The 20013-nt window shown below is 72.2% G+C and carries 15 protein-coding genes and 2 pseudogenes; 8 read left to right on the top strand and 9 right to left on the bottom strand.

Annotated features, from left to right (window positions below):
- Positions 1–6 precede the first annotated feature (6 nt).
- Positions 7–1044: a sugar-binding transcriptional regulator gene (locus tag ACF09K_RS13110; RefSeq protein WP_392243028.1), complete on the bottom strand. Its 1038-nt coding sequence runs from the start codon at positions 1042–1044 to the stop codon at positions 7–9.
- Positions 1045–1470: 426 nt separating this feature from the next.
- On the bottom strand, positions 1471–2697 hold the full coding sequence (locus tag ACF09K_RS13105; protein WP_392243026.1) for an MFS transporter: 1227 nt from the start codon (positions 2695–2697) through the stop codon (positions 1471–1473).
- Positions 2698–3191: 494 nt separating this feature from the next.
- Here ACF09K_RS13105 and ACF09K_RS13100 point away from each other — a divergent pair, with 494 nt between their 5' ends.
- The 4 genes from ACF09K_RS13100 to ACF09K_RS13085 are packed head-to-tail and all read left to right on the top strand — an operon-like array spanning position 3192 to position 7798.
- Entirely contained in the window at positions 3192–4508 is a 1317-nt protein-coding gene (locus ACF09K_RS13100) for an ABC transporter substrate-binding protein (protein WP_392243024.1), read from the top strand.
- Between the two features lie 14 nt (positions 4509–4522).
- Positions 4523–5518 (top strand): carbohydrate ABC transporter permease, encoded by a 996-nt coding sequence (locus ACF09K_RS13095; protein WP_392243209.1) that lies wholly within the window; start codon positions 4523–4525, stop codon positions 5516–5518.
- A complete protein-coding gene (locus ACF09K_RS13090; protein ID WP_392243022.1) occupies positions 5511–6386 on the top strand; it encodes a carbohydrate ABC transporter permease in 876 nt (291 codons plus the stop codon). Before ACF09K_RS13095 ends, ACF09K_RS13090 begins: the two co-directional genes overlap by 8 nt.
- 56 nt (positions 6387–6442) lie before the next feature.
- Positions 6443–7798 (top strand): GH1 family beta-glucosidase, encoded by a 1356-nt coding sequence (locus ACF09K_RS13085; protein ID WP_392243020.1) that lies wholly within the window; start codon positions 6443–6445, stop codon positions 7796–7798.
- 85 nt (positions 7799–7883) lie between these two features.
- Here the strand turns inward: ACF09K_RS13085 and ACF09K_RS13080 are convergent.
- The 3 genes and pseudogenes from ACF09K_RS13080 to ACF09K_RS13070 all read right to left on the bottom strand — a co-directional run.
- Positions 7884–8063 (bottom strand): annotated as a pseudogene (locus tag ACF09K_RS13080) (flotillin family protein); the annotation flags it as partial.
- A gap of 33 nt (positions 8064–8096) precedes the next feature.
- Complete coding sequence (locus ACF09K_RS13075) at positions 8097–8630, bottom strand: TerD family protein (protein WP_392243018.1); 534 nt, start codon at positions 8628–8630, stop codon at positions 8097–8099.
- A gap of 172 nt (positions 8631–8802) precedes the next feature.
- Complete coding sequence (locus ACF09K_RS13070) at positions 8803–9564, bottom strand: class I SAM-dependent methyltransferase (RefSeq protein ID WP_392243207.1); 762 nt, start codon at positions 9562–9564, stop codon at positions 8803–8805.
- A 504-nt stretch (positions 9565–10068) separates the two neighbouring features.
- Between ACF09K_RS13070 and ACF09K_RS13065 the strand changes: the two genes are divergently transcribed.
- On the top strand, positions 10069–10995 hold the full coding sequence (locus ACF09K_RS13065; RefSeq protein ID WP_392243017.1) for an SGNH/GDSL hydrolase family protein: 927 nt from the start codon (positions 10069–10071) through the stop codon (positions 10993–10995).
- A 289-nt stretch (positions 10996–11284) separates the two neighbouring features.
- Here ACF09K_RS13065 and ACF09K_RS13060 read toward each other — a convergent pair whose 3' ends face one another.
- The 4 genes from ACF09K_RS13060 to ACF09K_RS13045 all read right to left on the bottom strand — a co-directional run bounded on the left by ACF09K_RS13060 (position 11285) and on the right by ACF09K_RS13045 (position 14085).
- Positions 11285–12304 (bottom strand): hypothetical protein, encoded by a 1020-nt coding sequence (locus ACF09K_RS13060; protein WP_392243015.1) that lies wholly within the window; start codon positions 12302–12304, stop codon positions 11285–11287.
- A 390-nt stretch (positions 12305–12694) separates the two neighbouring features.
- The gene (locus ACF09K_RS13055; RefSeq protein WP_392243013.1) at positions 12695–12940 is read right to left on the bottom strand and encodes a DUF5133 domain-containing protein; all 246 of its coding nucleotides are present in this window, start codon (positions 12938–12940) and stop codon (positions 12695–12697) included.
- A gap of 297 nt (positions 12941–13237) precedes the next feature.
- Complete coding sequence (locus tag ACF09K_RS13050; protein WP_392243012.1) at positions 13238–13483, bottom strand: DUF2283 domain-containing protein; 246 nt, start codon at positions 13481–13483, stop codon at positions 13238–13240.
- 305 nt (positions 13484–13788) lie between these two features.
- A complete protein-coding gene (locus ACF09K_RS13045; RefSeq protein ID WP_392243010.1) occupies positions 13789–14085 on the bottom strand; it encodes a hypothetical protein in 297 nt (98 codons plus the stop codon).
- Between the two features lie 552 nt (positions 14086–14637).
- Here ACF09K_RS13045 and ACF09K_RS13040 point away from each other — a divergent pair.
- The 3 genes and pseudogenes from ACF09K_RS13040 to ACF09K_RS13030 form a co-directional block, all read left to right on the top strand.
- A pseudogene (locus ACF09K_RS13040) lies at positions 14638–14826 on the top strand (transposase); the annotation flags it as partial.
- A gap of 183 nt (positions 14827–15009) precedes the next feature.
- Positions 15010–16467 (top strand): aldehyde dehydrogenase family protein, encoded by a 1458-nt coding sequence (locus tag ACF09K_RS13035; RefSeq protein ID WP_392243008.1) that lies wholly within the window; start codon positions 15010–15012, stop codon positions 16465–16467.
- A gap of 692 nt (positions 16468–17159) precedes the next feature.
- Positions 17160–19919 (top strand): ATP-binding protein, encoded by a 2760-nt coding sequence (locus ACF09K_RS13030; protein ID WP_392243006.1) that lies wholly within the window; start codon positions 17160–17162, stop codon positions 19917–19919.
- Positions 19920–20013 lie beyond the last annotated feature (94 nt).

Raw genomic sequence — 20013 nt, 5'->3', positions numbered from 1 at the left:
CTGTCCTCATTCGGTGTATCGGGACGACACCGCGGTCCGTGCCGCGTCGTCCGGGGTGTCGTGCCGGAGGAGGCGGCGCGCGGTCGCGGCGTCCGTGACGACTCCGGTGAGCAGTCCGGACCCCAGTGCGGCGCGGGCCGCCCCGGTGCCGCGTCCGCCGGCCGTGACGCCGATCAGCTCCGCGAGGCCGCGGAGTTCGGCGGCACCGACCGTGATCGTGCGGGCGTCCAGCTCGGTGGGCAGCACCCGGCCGGCGGTGTCCAGGACGTGGCCGGCCACCTCGGCGCACGCTCCCGCCGCCCGGAGCGTCTCCCGCTCCCGCTCGGCCAGGGCGCCGTACACCGGGGAGTGCGGGGCGTCCCACGCGCCGATGCCGACGACGGCCTTGGTGACCAGGCCGAACCGGTCCAGCGTCTCGGCGGTGGCGGGCTGGCTGCGCAGGACGGCGGCCGTCGCCGCGTCGGGCAGGAGGAACGGGGTGTGGAGCGGGAACGCCCTGCCGCCGCCCGCCGCGGCCGTACGGCGGACCGCGGCGATCGCGGCGTCGTGGGCGAGGTCCTGCCCGTGCACCCCGGTCAGCTGGACCACGTCGCAGAGCGGCAGCCGGGTGACCGCCTCGCTCAGCGCGTCCACCGCGGGGCTGCCGTCCAGCCCGAGGACGTCGCCCTCCTCGGCGATCTCCGAGAGCAGCCGGGCCGCCGCCGTGCCGAGCCAGCGGCCGCTCTGGCGCTGGTCCGCGAGGGAGGCCGGGCCGCTCTCGTTCCGGCCCAGGTTGACAACGATGCCGTGGCGGAGTCCGAACCGCTCCGCCAGCGCCCGCCCGAGGGGGACGTCGATCTCGGCCGGGACGGTGATGTCGATCCGCACGATGTCGTGGGCCACGGCCGCGTCGAGGAGGCGGGCCACCTTGAACCGGCTGATGCCGAACTCCTTGGCGATCTCCACCTTCGACCGGTGCTCCAGGTAGAAGCGCCTGGCGACGGCGGCGGCGAGGAGCGTGTCGATCGGCGCGGGTAACGCCATCGCCTCGACCGGTTCGGCCATGTCGTCTCTCCGCGCTCTCATCGTTCGTCAAATCACGTCAATTGTTTAACCAGTTCATCCGCACGAAGTGATCAGAAGATGACCAGAAAACGACGTCGGAGCGACACCGGGGACGCCAGTGATCACTGAAGCCCGAACTCCGCACCACCGGAGGGCCGTTCCCGCCTCCCGCCTCGAACTTCCGGGCCGGAGGGCTGATCCGACCCCATCGCCGGGCTCCTCGGCCCCGCGCCTCCACCGGCAAACGCGCTGTCCGGTGCGTGGCGTTCCCTCACGCCACGCACCGGACCGAGCCGCGCCGGCCGAGAGCCGACCGGGAACGGAAGAACCCGGCCGCAGCCTCGGGCCGACCGGTCGCCGGGGCCGGTCGCCGGGGCCGGTCGCCGGGGTCCGGGGCTCGCCGAGGGGTCGAAGAGGCCGTACGGCTCAGGCGTTGTCCGGCCGTGCCTGGCGCCGGGCGCGGTGGGCCCACACGGCCACGACCATGAGCGCGGCTGTCGTGCCGCCCAGGGTCATGACCGTCGAGGGTGAACTGCCGTCGACGACGAGTCCGCCGGCCAGGGCTCCGAGCGAGATCGTGGCCTGGAAGGAGGCGGTGAACATGACGGAAGCGGCTTCCGGGGTGTCGGGGGCCGCCTTGGCGAACCAGGTCTGGGAGGAGACGGGGACCGCCCCGTACCCCACGCCCCAGACGACGAGCAGAGCGACGGCTCCGGCTTTCCACTGGCCCACTGCGGGCAGGAGCAGCGTGGCGGCCGCGATCATGCCGGCGGCGGTGCCGAAGGCGGCCCGCGGGTGGCGGGCCACCAGGGAGCCGCCCAGGAAGTTGCCGAGGATGCCCGCCGCGCCGTAGACGAGCAGGAAGACGGTGACGAGCCCGGAGCCGGCGTCGGTGACCTGCTCGAGGAACGGGGTGACGTAGGTGTAGGTCCCGAAGTGCGCCAGGACGACCAGAACGGTCAGGAGCAGCGCGAAGCGGGTGGCGGCGCCGTTGAGCATGCCGCGCAGTACGGTCAGGCGGGTGGTCCGGCGGGGCGGCAGCGCCGGCATGACGATCAGCAGCATGATCAGCACGGCTGCGGTGAGGCCGCCCATGGCGACGAACGCGGTGCGCCATCCGGCGAGGTCGCCGATGAGCGTGCCGGCGGGCACGCCGAGGACGGAGCCCAGTGGCACGGCGGAGAAGATCACCGCTGTTGCGCGTCCGACGGATTCGGCGGGCACCAGGCGTTCGGCCAGTGAGGCGCCGATGGACCAGAAGCCGCCGATCACGATGCCGACGACGACGCGGGAGACCAGGACGAGCCAGTAGTCGGGCGCCGCTGCCGCCAGGAAGTTCGCTCCGGCCAGCAGGGCCATGAGAACGCACAGCATCAGGCGACGGTCGATCCTCGCGGTCGCCACGGTGACGACCGGTGCGGCGATCGCCGCGAGGAAGCCGGGCATGGTCATCATCAGCCCGGCCATGCCGTCGGAGACGGTGAAGTCGGCGCCGATCCTGGTGAGAAGTCCGATCGGAAGGATCTCCGTGGTGACGATCGAGAAGATGCCCAGCATCACCGCGACGACGGCCGGCCATCCGGTCACCGGGGATCCGTGCGGCGAAGCGGCCCCGCCGGAGTCGTGCGTCGTGGCGGTGGTGGATGAAGCCATGGATTCCGTCCTGTGACGCGTGTGCCGGTGGGCGATCAGTTCACCAGGCGGACCGGGGCGGGGGCTGGCAGATCTGCGACATCACCGCTGGGGGTGAGGGTGCCGACGGGGACCTGGTGGAGCGGCTCGGGGGCCTGCTCGCCGCCGAGGCCGCCCGCAAGGGCGTCGCCGCCGCGCTCCGCGCGCTCCGGTCCGGCCCGACGGCCGGCCTCGGGAGAACCGGCCGAGCGGCCTGCCGAGAGGCGACCGTCGCCGTACCGCGGCGCGGTTCCCCCGCCGCAGGTCACGCGCCGCGCGGTCGCCGCGCACCGTCCCCCGTCCCTCGACTCCGGAGTCGTCACCGCGATCCACCTGTGTCCGGGCCCTTGACGCGCTCTTCACCCACCGCTTAACTCACACCCTAAATTAAGACGTGGAGGGTTCAGGAGGGGCGGGACGCCGCTCCGACCCGCCCTCGCGGACGCCCCGTCCCTTCCCGGAAGGTCCCTGGAGCCATGCGCAGAATCAGAGCCGCAGCCGTCGGCGCCGTCACCCTCTCGTTCGCCCTCACCGCGGCGGCCTGCGGCGGGGGGTCGTCCGGCACGGAGGGTTCCGACGAGCAGCCGAAGACCCTGACGTACTGGGCCTCCAACCAGGGCGCGAACCTGGAGGTGGACAAGAAGGTCCTCCAGCCGGAACTCGACAAGTTCGAGAAGCAGACCGGGATCAAGGTGAAGCTGGAGGTGGTGCCCTGGGGGGACCTGCTCAACCGCATCCTCACCGCCACCACCTCCGGCCAGGGCCCGGACGTCCTCAACATCGGCAACACCTGGAGCGCCTCGCTCCAGGCCGGCGGCGCCCTGCTGCCCTGGGACGCGAAGAACTTCGAGGCGATCGGCGGCAAGGACCGCTTCGTGGACTCCGCGCTCGGCTCCACCGGCGCCCGGGGCCAGGACCCGGCCGCCGTGCCCCTGTACTCCATGGCCTACGCGCTCTACTACAACAAGAAGATGTTCGCCGACGCCGGCATCGAGAAGCCGCCGGCGACCTGGGATGAGCTCGCCGAGACCGGCAAGAGGCTCTCCGGGGACGGCACGTGGGGGCTCGGCGCCGAGGGCTCCAACCTGTCGAACAACATCCACCAGGTCTTCGTCCTCGCCCAGCAGCACGGCGCGGACTTCTTCACCCCCGACGGCAGGGCCGACTTCACCTCCGACGGCGCCGTGGCGGCGGTGAAGCAGTACGTCGACCTGATGGCCGAGGACAGGATCATCGCGCCGGGCAACGCCGAGTACGCGCAGAACCAGTCCCTGAGCGACTTCGCCAAGGACAGGACGGCCATGGTGCTGTGGCAGACCGCGTCGGCCACGTTCGCCTCGCAGGGCATGAACGAGGACGAGTGGGGCGTCGCGCCCGCCCCCGTGCAGTCCGGCGAGCCCGGCCCGGGCAGGGCCGCCAACTCCATGGTCGCCGGCATCAACATGGCCGTCTTCAAGAACACCAGGAACATCGACGGCGCCAAGAAGTTCGTGAAGTTCATGACCGGCGACGAGGAGCAGGTCATCCTGAACAAGGCCTACGGCTCCATCCCGCCGGTCAAGGCCGCCCAGCAGGACCCGGCCTTCAGCGCCCCGGCGCTCGCCGTGCTCAGGCAGACCCTCGCCACCAGCGCCACCGCGCTGCCTCAGGTCCCCGAGGAATCGCAGTTCGAGACCGTCGTCGGTACGGCCGTCAAGAAACTCTTCGCCGACGCCGCGGCCGGCCGGGCGGTGACCACCGGGTCGGTGCGGGCCGAGCTCGAGAAGGCCCAGCAGCAGATGCCCGAGAAGTGAGCACGGACACCGCCATGACCACCACCGCCGCCCCCGGCGCAGGTGAGCGGACGGCACGGAGGAACGGCTCCGGGGCGACACCGCGCGGACGCCGCCCCGGGCGGCTGCGCCGCATCGGACTGCCGTACCTGCTGCTGTTCCCCGCCCTGCTGCTCGAACTGCTGGTCCATCTGGTGCCGATGGTGATCGGCATCGTCGTCAGCTTCAAGGAGCTGACCCAGTTCTACCTCCGCGACTGGGGCACCGCGCCCTGGGCCGGCCTCGACAACTACTCCCTGACGGTCGACTTCGACGCCCCCGTCGGCCAGGCGCTGCTGAAGTCCTTCCTCACCACCTGCCTGTTCACCGTCCTCTCGGTCGGCCTGTGCTGGCTGCTCGGAACGACCGCGGCGATCTTCATGCAGGAGACCTTCCGCGGCAGGGGCGTCCTGCGCACGCTCTTCCTGGTGCCGTACGCCCTGCCGGTCTACGCCGCCGTCATCACCTGGGCGTTCATGTTCCAGCGGGACAACGGCCTGGTGAACCACGTGCTGCACGACCAGCTCGGCCTCACCGGCAGCCCTCCGTTCTGGCTGATCGGCGACAACAGCTTCGTCGCGCTGCTCGTCGTCTCGGTGTGGAAGGGCTGGCCCTTCGCCTTCCTCGTCGTCATGGCCGGGCTCCAGAACATCCCGAAGGACCTCTACGAGGCCGCCGCCCTCGACGGCGCGGGCGTCCGGCAGCAGGTCCGCCGCATCACCCTGCCGGCGCTGCGCCCCGTCAACCAGGTCCTCGTCCTGGTGCTGTTCCTGTGGACCTTCAACGACTTCAACACCCCCTTCGTCCTGTTCGGGAAGGCGGCGCCGGAAGCCGCGGACCTCATCTCCCTCCACATCTACCAGTCCTCGTTCCAGACCTGGAACTTCGGGGCGGGCTCCGCGATGTCGGTCCTGCTCCTGCTGTTCCTGCTCGTGGTGACGGGCGCCTACCTGTGGCTCACCTCCCGCGGAAGGAAGACCACCGATGCCTAGCCCGGCCGCCCGGCGGCCCCGCTCCCCGACGGCCGCCCCGCGGTCCTTCGTGTGGAGCCGCCGGATCTTCCTCACCCTGCTCACCGGCTTCGTGCTGCTGCCGGTGTACGTGATGGTCTCCAGCTCGCTGAAGCCGCTGGAGGACGTGTCGGGGAAGTTCACGTGGATCCCCTCGGGCCTCACCGTCCGGCCGTACTTCGACATCTGGGAGACGGTGCCGCTGGCCGACTACTTCGTGAACTCGCTGATCGTGGCCGGCGCGGCGACCGCCTGCTCCGTCACCATCGCCGTGTTCGCGGCCTACGCGGTGAGCCGCTACTCCTTCCGCGGCAGACGCGTCTTCACGGTGACGGTGCTGTCGACCCAGATGTTCCCCGGCATCCTGTTCCTGCTGCCGCTGTTCCTCCTCTACGTCGACATCGGCAACGCCACCGGCATCGCCCTGTTCGGCTCGCGCGGCGGGCTGATCCTGACGTACCTCACCTTCTCCCTGCCCTTCTCCATCTGGATGCTGATCGGATACTTCGACTCGGTGCCCAGAGACCTCGACGAGGCGGCCGAGGTGGACGGCTGCGGGCCGCTCGGCGCCCTGTTCCGGGTCATCGTGCCCGCAGCAGTCCCCGGCATCGTCGCCGTCGCCGTCTACGCGTTCATGACCGCCTGGGGCGAGGTCCTCTTCGCCTCCGTCATGACCGACGACGCCACCCGCACCCTCGCCGTCGGCCTGCAGGGCTACTCCACCCAGAACGACGTGTACTGGAACCAGATCATGGCCGCCTCACTCGTCGTCAGCCTGCCCGTCGTCGCCGGCTTCCTCCTCCTGCAGCGCTACCTCGTCACCGGCCTCACCGCCGGCGCCGTCAAGTGACCGCCGGGGCGCCACCGGTGCCCCGCTCCCACCAGCCCGTCCCGGAAAGGCTCCCCGTGTCCGAACCGCTCGACCTCGCCGTCCTCCCCGCCGACTTCACCTGGGGCACGGCCACCTCCGCCTACCAGATCGAGGGCGCCGTCACGGAGGACGGCCGGGCACCGTCGATCTGGGACACCTTCTCCCACACCCCGGGCAGGGTCGCGGGCGACGACCACGGCGACGTGGCCTGCGACCACTACCACCGGTGGCCCGAGGACATCGGCCTGATGAAGCGGCTCGGCGCCGACGCCTACCGCATGTCCGTCGCCTGGCCCCGCGTGATGCCCGCCGGTGACGGACCGGTCAACCCGGCGGGCCTCGACTTCTACGACCGTGTCGTCGACGCCCTCCTCGACGCCGGCATCACCCCCAACATCACCCTCTACCACTGGGACCTCCCCCAGGCCCTCCAGGACCGCGGCGGCTGGACCGTACGCGACACCGCCGAGCACCTCGCCGACTACGCCTCCGCCGTCGCCGCCCGGCTCGGCGACCGCGTCACCCGGTGGGCCACCCTCAACGAACCGCTCTGCTCCGGCTGGATCGGCCACCTGGAGGGCCGCATGGCACCCGGCCTGACCGACCTGACCGCCGCCGTGCACGCCTCGTACCACCTGCTGCTCGCCCACGGCCTCGCCACCCGGGCGATCCGCGCGGCGGCCCCCGGGGCGCAGGTCGGCCTCGTCACCAACCACTCCACCGTCGAGGCCGCCTCGACCCGCCCGGAGGACATCGCGGCGGCCACCCGCATGGACGGCCACACCAACCGCTGGTGGCTCGACCCCGTCTACGGCCGCGGCTTCCCCGCCGACATGCGCGAGGTCTACGGCGTCGAACTCCCGGAGCGCGCGGGCGACCCGGACACGATCGCCGCCCCCCTCGACTGGCACGGCCTGAACTACTACTTCCCCGCGACCGTCACCGACGACCCCCTGGGCCCCGTCCCGTACGCCCGTGAGGTCCGGCTGCCCGGCGCACCGCGCACCGGCATGGACTGGCAGATCGACGCCGGGGGCCTGGAGGCCCTGCTGCTGCGCCTGACCGACGACTACGGGGTCCGCAAGCTGTACGTCACCGAGAACGGCTCCGCGTTCCCGGACACCGTCTCGCCCGACGGCACCGTCCACGACCCCGACCGGGCCCGCTACCTGGAGCAGCACGTGAACGCCTGCGTCCGGGCGGTCCGCAAGGGGGTGCCGCTGGCCGGCTACTACGCCTGGTCCCTGCTCGACAACTTCGAGTGGGCCTACGGCTACGACAAGCGCTTCGGCCTCGTCCACGTCGACTACGCGACGCAGGCCCGGACCGTCAAGACGAGCGGACTGAGGTACGCGGAGATCATCCGCGCCCACCGGGAGTCCCACGCCTGAGCGCACGGACGGCCACCCGGCGCATCCGTCCGCGCAGCCCGGACGGTTGTCGGCCGCCCGGGCCCGCGCCCCTGCCGTACCGGTGTCAGCCCGTGATCTCGATCTTGCCGTTCGCCTCGGCGGACGCCGCGGCCTCGGGCTGCGCGCCGCCGTTGCGCCGGGTGATGTTCTTCAGCAGCTCCGCGAGGTCGACCCCGGTGGTGGAGCCGAGGAGTTCGACGCCCTGGGCGACGTTGTCGGCGACCGTGCGGGAGAGCCGGGAGGCCCGCCGACCGCGGTGCCTGGCGCCGTCGCCCGGTCAGCGTCGCGGGGCGGAGCCCATTTCCGTGCTGAAGACCACCGGCTCGCTGTCGAACCCCCGGACCGTCGCGTGGAACTCCCACGCGCCGGAGGCGTCCCTGGTGAACTCCGCGACCGTCCCGGCGGTGGATCCGGCGATCCGCGCGAAGTCGTCCTTCAGCAGCTCCGTGTACCCCTCGACGACCAGGACCCCGGCGTTGGACAGGTCGCCGAAGGTCTTGGAGCCGGTGTCCTGGTGGATCGCCACCCCCACGACCACCCGTGCGAAGGAGGGGGCGAGGCGGTCGAGCTCCAGGGTCATCGCCTCGACGTAACCGAAGCCCTGCCCGGTCCGGCTGTGCCGGCTCATGTTGATGGTGCCGTCCGGTGAGCGGCTGTCGTAGTGGACGACGTACACCGGCCGCCCGTGGGGAGCGTCCGCCGAGTAGGTGGCGGCGATGATGTCGAGATGGTGAGGCGGCCGGCCCAGGGGACTCGGGTCCCATTTGAGCCGTACCTCGACCTTCCCCAGCCCCTTGCCGCCACTGCTCACCTGATCGCCGCCTCTCCCGCTGTCCCGTCACCACGGGATGGTCCCCGCGTGCCAAGTATGTCTCCGCTTCGCCCTGTCGGAGCCTGCGGGAGCGCAGATCGCCCGGTGGGCCGATCCCGGTTCACGCCGGTCCTCGGCCCGGGCACGTCCTCGACGCGGGCGTGCTCTGCGTTCAGGCCGCGGCGCGGAAGACGTACGCCGTCATCGGGGCGGTGACCGGCCCCGGGCCCAGGCGGGCCGTCATCTCTTCGATGACGGCGGCCCGGACGGCCGGTCCGTCGCCGCGCTCCTCGACGGCCACGCGCACCGGTGTCCCGGTGAGGTACCCGGTGGCAAGGTCGGCGGTCGACGCCGCCCGGCCCTGAAGCGTCAGCTCCTGCTCGTCCTCGACGGCGAACCCGGCGGCCGTCAGGTCGGCGGCCACGACAGCGGGGTCGGCGTAGCCGTGCGGAACCGTCGGGAAGAACCGCGGCGGGTCGACCGGAAGGGCCCGCTCCAGTCCGGCCTGCAACGCGGCTTCGAAGGCGTGCGTCCCGAGCGGGCCCCAGGTGTTGAACAGGAACCGGCCGCCCGGTGCCAGCACCCGGTGGACCTCGGTGAAGGCCTCGACGCGGTCGGGAAAGAACATCACGCCGAACTGGCAGACCACCAGGTCGAAGCCTTCGTCCGGGAACGGCAGCCGCTGTGCGTCGGCCTGCCGCCACACCGCGCCCGGGGCCCGGGTCGCCCCGAAGGCGACCATGGCCTCGTTCAGGTCGGTGGCCGTCACCTCGGTCGAGGGCGCCGCCGTGAGCAGACGCGACGTCAACACACCGGTTCCCGCAGCCAGTTCGAGGACCCGCCCGGGGCGGAGCACAGCCGCCCGGGCGGCCAGGTCCTCGGCGAAGGGCCGGAAGACCACCGGCACGAGGTACTGCTCGTAGGCCGCCGGCATGGACTCGGACCATCGCCGGTCGGCATTGATTCCCGTCACCTCATGACGGTAGCTCCGCGCCGTGAAGCCCCTCCCCCGCCGCGCCGCCGTGCACCCGGAGCCGGCCCCGCCCGGCGAAGTCACGGGGTGGACGTCCTCTGACGCGGCACCGGGCCTTGTCGCCGCCTGCCGGTCCGCCCGGCGAGTGAGCGCCCCGTCCGGGTCACCGGCGTCCGCCTCGACCGGTGGCTTCTGGAGGACGGCGTTCCCGGTGCCGTCGGCCGGCCGGCGTCGATGACGCTCGTGGACGGTCTGCCGGGGACCGCACCGTTCCGTCAGGTCGGACGAAAGTCGAACAAGCCGGCGTTGACCAGACTCTGTTCCGCGAGCCTACCGGCCGGTATACAAGCGATGTCGGGCCTGCGGGACAGGAGCGTGTCAGGCCGCCGCGGTGCCGCGATCTTCCGTGCGCTCCGACGGCCGGTCCGGTGCCACGGGCCGGCCGGCTTTCCAGGAAGGGGCACGATGAACCATCACACGCGTCCGGGCGGCGACCGCCCGCGACGGCGCCGCACCATGGCACTGGGCGCGGCGCTGAGCAGCTGCGCGCTCGTCGCCGGCGTCGGCGCCGCCTCGGGCCCCGCTTCGGCCGGGGAGCGGCATTCCCCCCGCCCCGTGGACTACGTGGCGCTCGGCGACTCGTACACGTCCGGTCCGCTGATTCCGCGCCAGGTCGACGCCGGCTGCGCGCGTTCGGACCACAACTACCCCTCGCTGGTGGCAGCCCGGTACCAGGTCGCCTCGTTCACGGACGTCAGCTGCAGCGGGGCCAAGACCGACGAGATGGGGAAGGCCCAGGGGACCAACGGACCCCAACTGGACGCCCTGAAGCGGGACACCGACCTGGTGACGCTGCAGATCGGCGGCAACGACATGGGGTTCGGCCCCATCATCGGCACCTGCGCCGCGCTCAGCTCCAAGGATCCGTCCGGCGACCCGTGCCGGCAGTACTACACGTCTTCCGGGATCGACCGGCTCGCGCTGAACATCCTCGAGACCGCGCCGAAGGTCGCCCGTGTGCTGCGTGCGGTGCACGCGCGGGCACCGCACGCACGCGTGCTGGTCGTCGGCTATCCCGCGCTCCTGCCCGACGACGGCAGCGGCTGCTACCCCTCGGTTCCCTTCGCCGCGAAGGACTTCCCCTACCTGCGGGACACGGGCAAGCGCCTGAACCGGATGCTGCGCCTGGTGGCGTGGCTGAACCGGGCCGAGTTCGTCGACGCCTACGGTCCGTCCGTCGGGCACGACATGTGCAAGGCCCCGGCCGACCGCTGGGTCGAACCGCTCCGGCCCACCGCGCCCGCCGCCCCCGCGCACCCCAACGCCAAGGGCATGGAGACCACGGCGAGCGCGGTCCTGGAGCGCCTGGGCAAGAGGGCCGGACACCGCTGACCGACCTGTTCCCCGCCCCGCCACGGCAAGGGCCCTGCGGGCGGGGAACACGGGTCGGCGAAGGACTTCACCCAGGGTTTCACGGTCCTCGACGACTCCGTCCCCGCTCTGTTCCGTGCGCGTCGGTCCCGGACCGGCTGCGGAAGGAGCACGTCAGGCCGGCACCCGGCCCGGTGCCGGGGTGCCCGGGCGCGCGCAGGACGGGGCGGGACGGCCCCGCCCTCGGGCCGCGAACCGACTCCGCCGAAGCGCGGCGGCGATGCCGCCCACGGCGGCTACGCGGCCGCACTCAGTCGTCATTTCTGGTGTTCCCGCTCGGCAGGAACCTCTGGCGAGCCCACAGGCTCAGCAGTGCGGTTCCGCCGACCAACAGCGGTACCGGGTCCCGGGCGAGCGGAGCAAGCACGTACCCCAGCGCCGCGGCCGTGCAGACCGTCAGGGGAACGAACGCCGCCGCACCCTCCATCCCCCATCGCAGCGCGGGCCGAGCGGCGCTCAGGGAGCTCGCCCCGCCGGGCACCCAAGGGCCGACGGCGACCACCAGCAGACCCGCGGTGGCGCAGGCGTCGGCCAACCGGCAGTACATCGGATCCGGGCAGTGCGGGCCGACCGCCCCCAGTCGCAGGGTGTCGCCGACCAGCAGGAGGGACAAACCGGCGATCCCGACCCCCAAGGTGGCCCTCCGGTCGCTCCGTACGAGACGGCGCAGGGCGAACAGGAAACTGAGGAACACGACTTCGGCGGACCACAGGACACCGGCCATCCCCGTCCCCGGCCGCCGGCCGTCACCGGCCCCCCGCAGCAGTACCCACCCCGTCATGAACACGGCCCCGGCGGTGACGACCCCGTCGAGCACGCGCCGCAGCAACACGCGCCGGCCCGTACCGGCGTCGGCCGCGACCACCAGACCGGCCGTCCCCAGGCCGACCATCAGCGTCACTCCGGCGATCACCACCGAATCCAGCGACGACCGCGCGTCCCACCCCGAAGCCGGAGGCCGAGCCGACGACACGGTGACCGCTCCCCGGCACATGCCCGCGGCCACCGCGGAACCCCCCAACAGCAGCAGACGCGCCCGCACCCGTCCGCTCGTTCCCCTCGCCCGGAGCATCAGGGAGGCCGCCAGCCCCCAGCAACCGGCGGACGGCCCGAAACCCTCCGTCCACGCCGTCCCGCTGCCGACGGCCCACGAGATGCCGAACGTCAGCACCGCTCCCACGAGACAGGCCACGCCGACCGCGCCCCAGGTCCGACGGCAGCGGTCCGTCCCGGACCCGAGCACGCTCGGCGCCTTCCCCAACCCCGACATCAGGCGCGCCTTTCCACCGGTCTCCCGCCCGCAGGGCCCCCCCCCCGCAGCCATCGGTTCCTTTCGGCAACCGTAAAGACCTGACACCTGCCCCCGAACGGAACGTCGGTTCATTCACCCGTACTGCGTAAGGGGGCAACCATCAAGAGCCCCCTTCGCACAGTCGACGTCCCCGCGGGGAATCCGGGATGCGTTCCCGTCCCGCCCGCGGTGTGCTCCGCCGCGGGCAACGGCGTCGTGGTGCCGCTGACGTGCCGGACCGGCCGGGCCGTAGGCAGCAGATCGGCAGACTCGGCACCGCACCGTTGAGCGCCGTGTCACGGGCCTTCCCCACCGGCCCCTGGACTCCGTGGGCAGCGACACCCGCAACGGACCGGCGGGGATCCAGCCCTACGCGGCCAGTGCCTCGTCCTCTCGGGAGACACTCGCACAGCCCTCCCGGTACTGCTCGAGCAGCGCGTCCGCCGCGAGCAGAGCCTGCTCGGCGGTGCGGGCTCCGGTCATCACGCACAGCGTGTACGTGGCGTCCTCCAGAGCCCGGCTGGTACGGCCGGTGGGACGCACGTCGTGTTCGATACGTGCCTGGGCGAACCGGGCCAGCACGGCGCACAGGTCCTTCTCCGCCGGAACAATCATGGTGACACCTCTCCCCTCACAGCCCCTCCCACAGGGCAGCCGACCGCACTACCAGGAACTGGTCGCACCCGTGGCGTCCGACGCCACGGCTCACCACCGGACAACGTCCGGCAGCTCTGCGACTGCCCCGCGTCAAAAGGTCCATGCCCGTGCTCGACGAAGCTTCCACAGACCGGCAAACGGTCTGCGGAAGAGGTCCGGGTCCGATGCGGAACGGCACGATGGTGTGCGGGGTGTCGCCGGCGGCGCGGCCGCCGCCTCACCCCGTACCCGGCGGCGTACTCGCCGAGGGCCGCCTCACACGCCGCCGGTGTCCAGCCGTCGGGCCGCGTCGAGCACGTGCCGCGGCAGTTTGGAGCGGGCGTCCAGCACCTCGACGCCGATCAGGACGCCGTCCGCGTCGAAATCGAGGTTGATCATCCCGTTCACCGCGACCGGGTCGCAGGGGTACATGCGCGCCGACCGCGGGTGCTCACCCGCGCGGGTGAGATGGATGTAGGCCGCGTTCGCCACCGCGTCGTAGGTGATGTCGACGTCCGTCATGCTCAACCTCCCTGGAGACGCTGGACGTAGCCCTTCGTCACACCGGTCATCACGGTGTCGGCGTTCCCGTCGATCTTTTCAGCATGTCGTCCAGGACCGGCAGACCGCAGGAACGCAAACCCTCCCCCAGGACGACCAGGAAGTTCTCCGGTCCGGCCGGCGCGACCCCCCACTCGGGCAGTCCGGCCCGCCGGATCCACGCGCGGAACGACGCCTTGCCGCGAGCCGAGTGCCTGGTGCAGGGCCGTGAGGTGGTCGCGGGCGGCGAGGGCGTGCCGGACGGTGCGGCAGAGCTGTCCGCTCCGTCACTCCGACCGCTCCGGCCAGCGCCTGCCCCGCTCCTTGACCACCCGGTCGCCGACGGCGAGCGACCGATACGTCCGGCTGTTCACCTCGATGCTGAGCTCCCGCCCCTCGTCGGTGCGGATGTGCATCATGTAGTGGCCCGTCGGGCCGTAGGTACCGGTCGAACTGCTCACCCCCCGGCCGGTGACCTTCCCGGTGTAGGCGTCCTTGCTCTCGCCCGATGCGTGCGCGGCGATCATCGCCAGGACCATGGCGAGCGGGCCGAGGGAGAGGAGCAGGACCACGGTGTTCGACATGTGCGACCCCCCTGCATCGACGACGGCACAGGCCGTCCACGGCAGCGTACCGGTCTTGTGGGCACCGGCCCAGAAGGCTTACCCAGAGGGGCTGTTGGGCCCCGGTCCGGGGTCAGGGCCGACTCATGGTCCGGGTGGTGGGCGTCGTGCGGGTCACCGGAGGGTGACGGGGCCGGCGAGACCGTCACGAACGCAAGGAGTCCCCGGTCGACGGGGTGACCGACCGAAGTCGCCCTGCGTCACCGGAGCCTCGGTGTGCCGCCGGTCCGCCACCGTCTGCCTGATCCAGTCGCCCAGCCCCGCCACACGCGAACCGTCCGTGTCGACGGATCGGTCGACGGCTCTGCCCGACCGGCGCGACCGCCGCGGACGACGACACTCGCCGGTCGCGGTTCTCCTCACCGCCGCCCGCGCGGCCCTGACCGGCACCCGCTCCTGCCTGACGACCGGGCAATGGGCCCGCCACGCTCCCCAGCACATCCTCGCCCGGCTCGGCCTCCCCGCCCACGGACCGCTCGGGGTCCGCACTCCGCCGTCCGCCTCCGGCCCGTGATCGCCGAACGCGGCCGGCCGCACGGCTCCGGCCCGGGCGTCTTCCGCTGGGTCGTCGAACGCACCATCTCCTGGCTGCACGGCTTCCGCCGCCTGCGCATCCGCTGGGACAGACGAGACGACATCCATGAAGCCTTCCTCGGCCTCGCCACCTGCCCCATCACCCACCGTCGCGTCCGACGCCTTTGTCAGGACCCCTTGACGTCCGCTGAGAGCCACCGGTCGGGTCTCGGCACTGCCCCGGTACTGACGTGAGCGAGCCGTCGGCCGGATGTCAGTCAGCTGACGGAGGCTGTCGGCACGGTGGCCGAGCCATTCTCGTGGAGACATCGAATCCGCCCGGTACCCGGGCGAGACCACGAGGAGCGGACCATGAACACCATCGCGCGGCACTGGATCAACGGACAGTGGACCGGCTCCGGTTCGGTTCTGGAATCGATCGACCCGGCCGACGGCACCGTCGTCGGCGCGTTCTACGACGGTGGCGAGGCAGAGGCCTCGGCCGCCGTGGACGCAGCCGCCGCCGCGTTCGAGACCACCGGATGGGCGCGCACTCCCCCGCTCCGGGCGACCGCGCTCAGTCGGCTGGCCGACGCCCTCGAGGCCCGGGTGCCCGAGGTTGCGGCCATGTTGTCCCGGGAGAACGGCAAGCTGCTGGGTGAGACCACGTGGGAGGTCAGCGGTGCAGTCGGGTGGCTGCGGTACGCGGCGGCCTCTGTGCGCACCCAGACCGCCGGGCGCGCCGCCGAGACGGCACCCGGCCAGTACACCCACTCGGTGCCCGAGCCGCTCGGTGTCGCCGGGATCATCTCGCCCTGGAACTCGCCCGTCATGCTGACCGTGCGGGCGCTGGGCCCGGCGCTGGCCGCCGGCTGCACCGTCGTGGTCAAACTTCCGGCTCAGACGGCACTGACCAATGAGCTTTTCGCGCAGGTCCTGGCCTCGGTCCCGGAGATCCCGGCGGGCGTGGTCAGCGTGTTCACCGAGTCCGGCAACACCGGGGCCCCGTTCCTGGTCTCCTCGGACAAGGTCGACGTGATCAACTACACCGGCAGTACGCCGGTCGGGCGCCGTATCGCGGCCGCGGCTTCCACCACACTCAAGCGGCTCGGTCTGGAACTGGGCGGCAAGGCGCCCATGGTGATCTTTCCCGACGCCGATCTGGACATGGTGATCCCCACCGTGGTGCAGTCGCTGGTGCTGATGAACGGGCAGTTCTGCTGCACCGGCTCCCGTGTACTGGTTCACCGGGACATCGCCGACCAGGTGCGCACCCGGCTCACCGCCGCGCTCGCGCAGGTGCGGCTCGGGTCGGGCGACGACGAGAAGGCCCAGCTCGGCCCGGTGATCGACCGGGCGTCCGCCCAGCGGGTGGACGCGATCGTCGAGGAAGCCACCTCGTACGGCACGGTACTGCTGCGCGGCGGTGTGGTCACCGACGGTCCGCTGGCCGCCGGCGCGTTCTACCGGCCGAGCCTGATCGAGGTGGACCGCACCGACGTCCGGATCGTGCAGGAGGAGGTCTTCGGTCCGGTCCAGACGTTCGAGATCTTCGACGACGAGGACGACGCCGTGACCAAGGCGAACGCCACCGTCTACGGCCTGGCCGCCTCGGTGTTCAGCTCGGACTCGATGAAGGCCCGCCGGATCGCCCGGCGCATCCGCACCGGCACGGTATGGATCAACACCTGGGGAGCCATCAGCGAGGACTTCGAGGAGGGCGGCGTCAAGGGAAGCGGTTACGGCTACCTGTGCGGCCCGCGCGCGATCGAGGAGTTCCAGGCCCTCAAGGTGTACGTGGAGCAGGACCACACCCAGTCCGCTCACTGATCAGATCATGACCTGGCCCGGCGCCCACCTGGACGCCGGGCCGTCTCCCTACGCGGGAAGGCCCTGTGCTGCTCACCGGCGACTGCTGCCGCTGTTGCGCGCGGGGCAGCCCCTCACGCAGCGCCAACGTCGCCTCGGTCGCGCAGGAACCGATGGAATCAAAACGACACGCAGCATTTCGATGTGGAGTGGTCCATGAACGAGGGAATTGTCTCCCCTGCCCACGGTGCCGGCGATCCTGGACTGCCAAGCCCACCGGCAGTGACAGACATCCGGCACACGCTCCGGGAGCAGAGCCGGAACGCGTTCGCGAACGCCGAACCCCGCTGACGGCGCTCGGGGCGGGCCCGGAGAGCGGGAGGGGCGAGGAAGGCGTCGCGGTGCCGGTTCTGTGAGGGAACCCTCGCCGCCGCGGGAACCTGGCCGGCACGGCGTACGACGGCGCCCGTGCCGTGCGCCCGGTGCGCCTGCTCGACGACGGCGACACGTTGTTCACGCCGACGACGGGGACGCACCCGCTCGGCACCCCGCAGTCTTCGTCCGGGAGCTGCGGGTGTCGGCGAAGCAGACGGCTTCAGGCTCCGTCTGCCGGTGGGTGCGATACTTCCTGGTCAGGCGCGTGGCTGGTGTTTCGGCTGCTTCGCGAGGCAGGACGAGGGACGCGGCGGATGTGGGCGAAGTCAGGGACAGGCATGGGCGTCGGCCCGACCGGGCTGGTCGGCCGGGAGGGCGAGCTCGCCGAGCTCGCGGCGTTCCTGGACATGGCCGGGACGGACGGAGCTGTCCTGCTGCTCACCGGTGATCCGGGCGTGGGGAAGACGGCACTCCTGGACGCGACCGCCGAGCTGGCGGTGGCGAAGGGAGTGCGGGTCGTCCGCGGGAGCGGTGTCGAGTACGAGACGGACATCAGCTTCGCGGGGCTCCATCAGCTCGTCGGCTCGCTGCCGGACGAGCTCGGTCGTCTGCCGCGTTCCCTGCGGGAGGCCCTCGAGGTCGCCCTCGGTCTCGGCGCCGGTCCCGCGCCGAGCCGGATCGCCGTCCTGAACGCGGCACTGTCCCTGTTCGACGAGGCCGCGAAGGGGCGGCCGCTGCTCCTCGTGGTCGATGACCTTCATGTCGTCGACCAGGCGAGCCGGGCCGCGGTGGGTTTCGTCGCCAGAAGACTGGGGGGCCGCCGCATCGGGCTGCTCGGAGCGCAGCGGGCGGAGTCCGGCGAATCCTTCCGGTCCACCGGTCTGTCGGAGCTCGAGATCGCGCCGCTGGGTGACGCGGACGCCCTGCGGCTGCTGTCCCGACGCTTTGCCCACCTTCCCCGCCGGGTTCTTTCGACCGTGGCCCGAGAGGCGCAGGGAAATCCCCTGGCGCTGCTCGAGTTCGCCGGGTCCACCGGGGTGTCCGGCGACCGACACGGCCAAGGGGCGGGGTGGGCGAGCGGCCCGGGGCGGGATGTCCGCGCTCTGTACGGTGCCCGCGTCGGACGGCTGCCGCGGGGAACGCGTGAGGTACTGCTGCTCGCGGCTCTCGAGGGCTCCGGAGACATCGGCGTCCTCGAGGCGGCCGGCGGGCCGGGCAGCCTTGAGGAACTCGCTCCCGCGGAGCGTGACCACCTGGTCATGGTCACGGAGAACGGCAGCGCGGTGCGCTTCAGGCATCCGCTGGTCAGGTCCGCGGTGGTCGACGGTTCCACCGGTGAACAGCGGCGCGGCGCCCACCGGCGGCTGGCCGACGCGCTGGCCGACCAGCCCGAGCGGCGCGGTGATCACCTCGCGAGAGCCACGACGGCGCCCGACGAGGCGGTCGCCGCCGTCGTGGAGTCGGCGGCCCGGAGCAGCCTGCGGCGCGGTGACGCCGACGGCGCGATAGCGAGACTGCGGCGCGCGGCCGAGCTGAGCCCCGACCGAGCGGACCGCAGGCGCCGCCTGTCGCAGGCCGCCTATGCCGCCGCCTGGGTCGCGGGCCATCTGGAGGTCAGCCACGAGATCATGCGTGAGGTCGAGGGCAGTCCGGCGTCCCGGTCGCTCTCGGCGGCCGCGACGGCCGGCTTCCTGGTGCTCGTCACGGAAGGCGACGCCGATACGGCCCACGCACTCCTGATGGACGCGGTCGAGCAGGCCCCGGTGATGCCCGGACCGCCGCATGAGGAGCTGGAGACCGCGCTGTTCACCCTCACCCTCGCCTGCCAGTACTCGGCCCGGCCCGAGCACTGGCGGCCTCTGGTCGACGTGCTCGCCCGGTTCCCCGAGGCGGCGCCCGCCGCGGCGGCGTCGCTGGGGCGCGTCCACCACGACCTCGGCTCCGTCACCGACGGCATGCTGCGCCGCCTGGACGAGGAGATCGCGGGGCTGAGGGACCAGAGCGACGCCGACGTGGTCATCCGCACCGCCCTGACCGCCTCGTACCTCGACCGGCTTCCGGGCTGTCGCGAGGCCGTGTCCCGGGTCATACGCGACGGCGGCGCGGTGGGGTCGAGCATGCCGGCCCTGATGTTCGTCGCCCTAGACGACCTGTACGCCGGCCGGTGGCAGGCGTCGGCCGGCGCCGCGGACGAGCTCATCGCACTGTCCGAGGCGACGGGGTACCACCTGTTCGCCCAGGTGGGGCACTACGTCGCTGCGATGGCCGCGGCCCAGCGCGGCGCCCTCGACGCGTGCCGGGAGCACTGCGAGGACATCTGGGGGTGGTCGGGTCCCAGGGGCCTGCGGCGGTTGGAGAACTGCGCCCACCAGGCGGCGGCCCGAGGGGCCCTCGGCGCCGCCGACTTCGAGACGGCGTTCCGGCACGCCACGGCGATCTGCGCCCCGGGTGTGCTGCCGTCGTTCAACCCCGAGGCCGTGTGGTCCGCGCCGGACCTCGTCGAGGCCGCCGTGCGCTCCGGGCGGCACGCGGAGGCGCGACGGCACGCGGACGCGCTGCGCGACGCCGGTGTCGGTCGCCTCTCGTCGCGGTTCGCGCTGAGCGCGGCCACGGTCACGGCGATGACATCGGCTGCCGGGGACATGGTCCGGTGCTTCGAGGAGGCGCTCGGGCTGCCGGGCGTCGAGCAGTGGCCCTTCGAGGCCGGCCGTGCTCATCTGGCGTACGGCGAGAGGCTGCGCCGTCAGGGGCTCAACCGCGAGGCCCGGGTGCAGCTGGCCGCCGCCCGCGGCCGCTTCGAGGAGCTCGGAGCCCGTTCGTGGGAGGCCCGGGCCGCGGCGGAGCTCCGCGCCACCGGGATGACGCGGACCGGCCGGAACAAGGCTGGTGAGGCCCTCACCCCGCAGGAGTTGGAGGTCGCCAGGCTGGCGGCGACGGGACTGTCGAACCCGCAGATCGCGTCGCGTCTGTTCCTTTCGCCGCGGACCGTGTCGTCGCATCTCTACCGTGTGTTCCCGAAGCTGGGGATCACGTCGCGGGCCGGGCTCCGCGACGCTCTGGAGGCGCTGCCTCCCGAGCCTCCGGCCACCCGGCCGTGAGAGCCACCGGTCGGGTCTCGGCACTGCCCCGGTACTGACGTGAGCGAGCCGGCGGCCGGATGTCAGTCATCTGACGGAGGCTGTCGGCACGGTG

Origin of the sequence: Streptomyces sp. NPDC014882, assembly GCF_043081325.1 — a bacterium.
In the GTDB taxonomy this organism is placed as follows: Bacteria; Actinomycetota; Actinomycetes; order Streptomycetales; family Streptomycetaceae; genus Streptomyces.
Note: the sequence above shows the minus strand (reverse complement) of the source record. Positions and strands in the feature narration are given on the sequence as shown.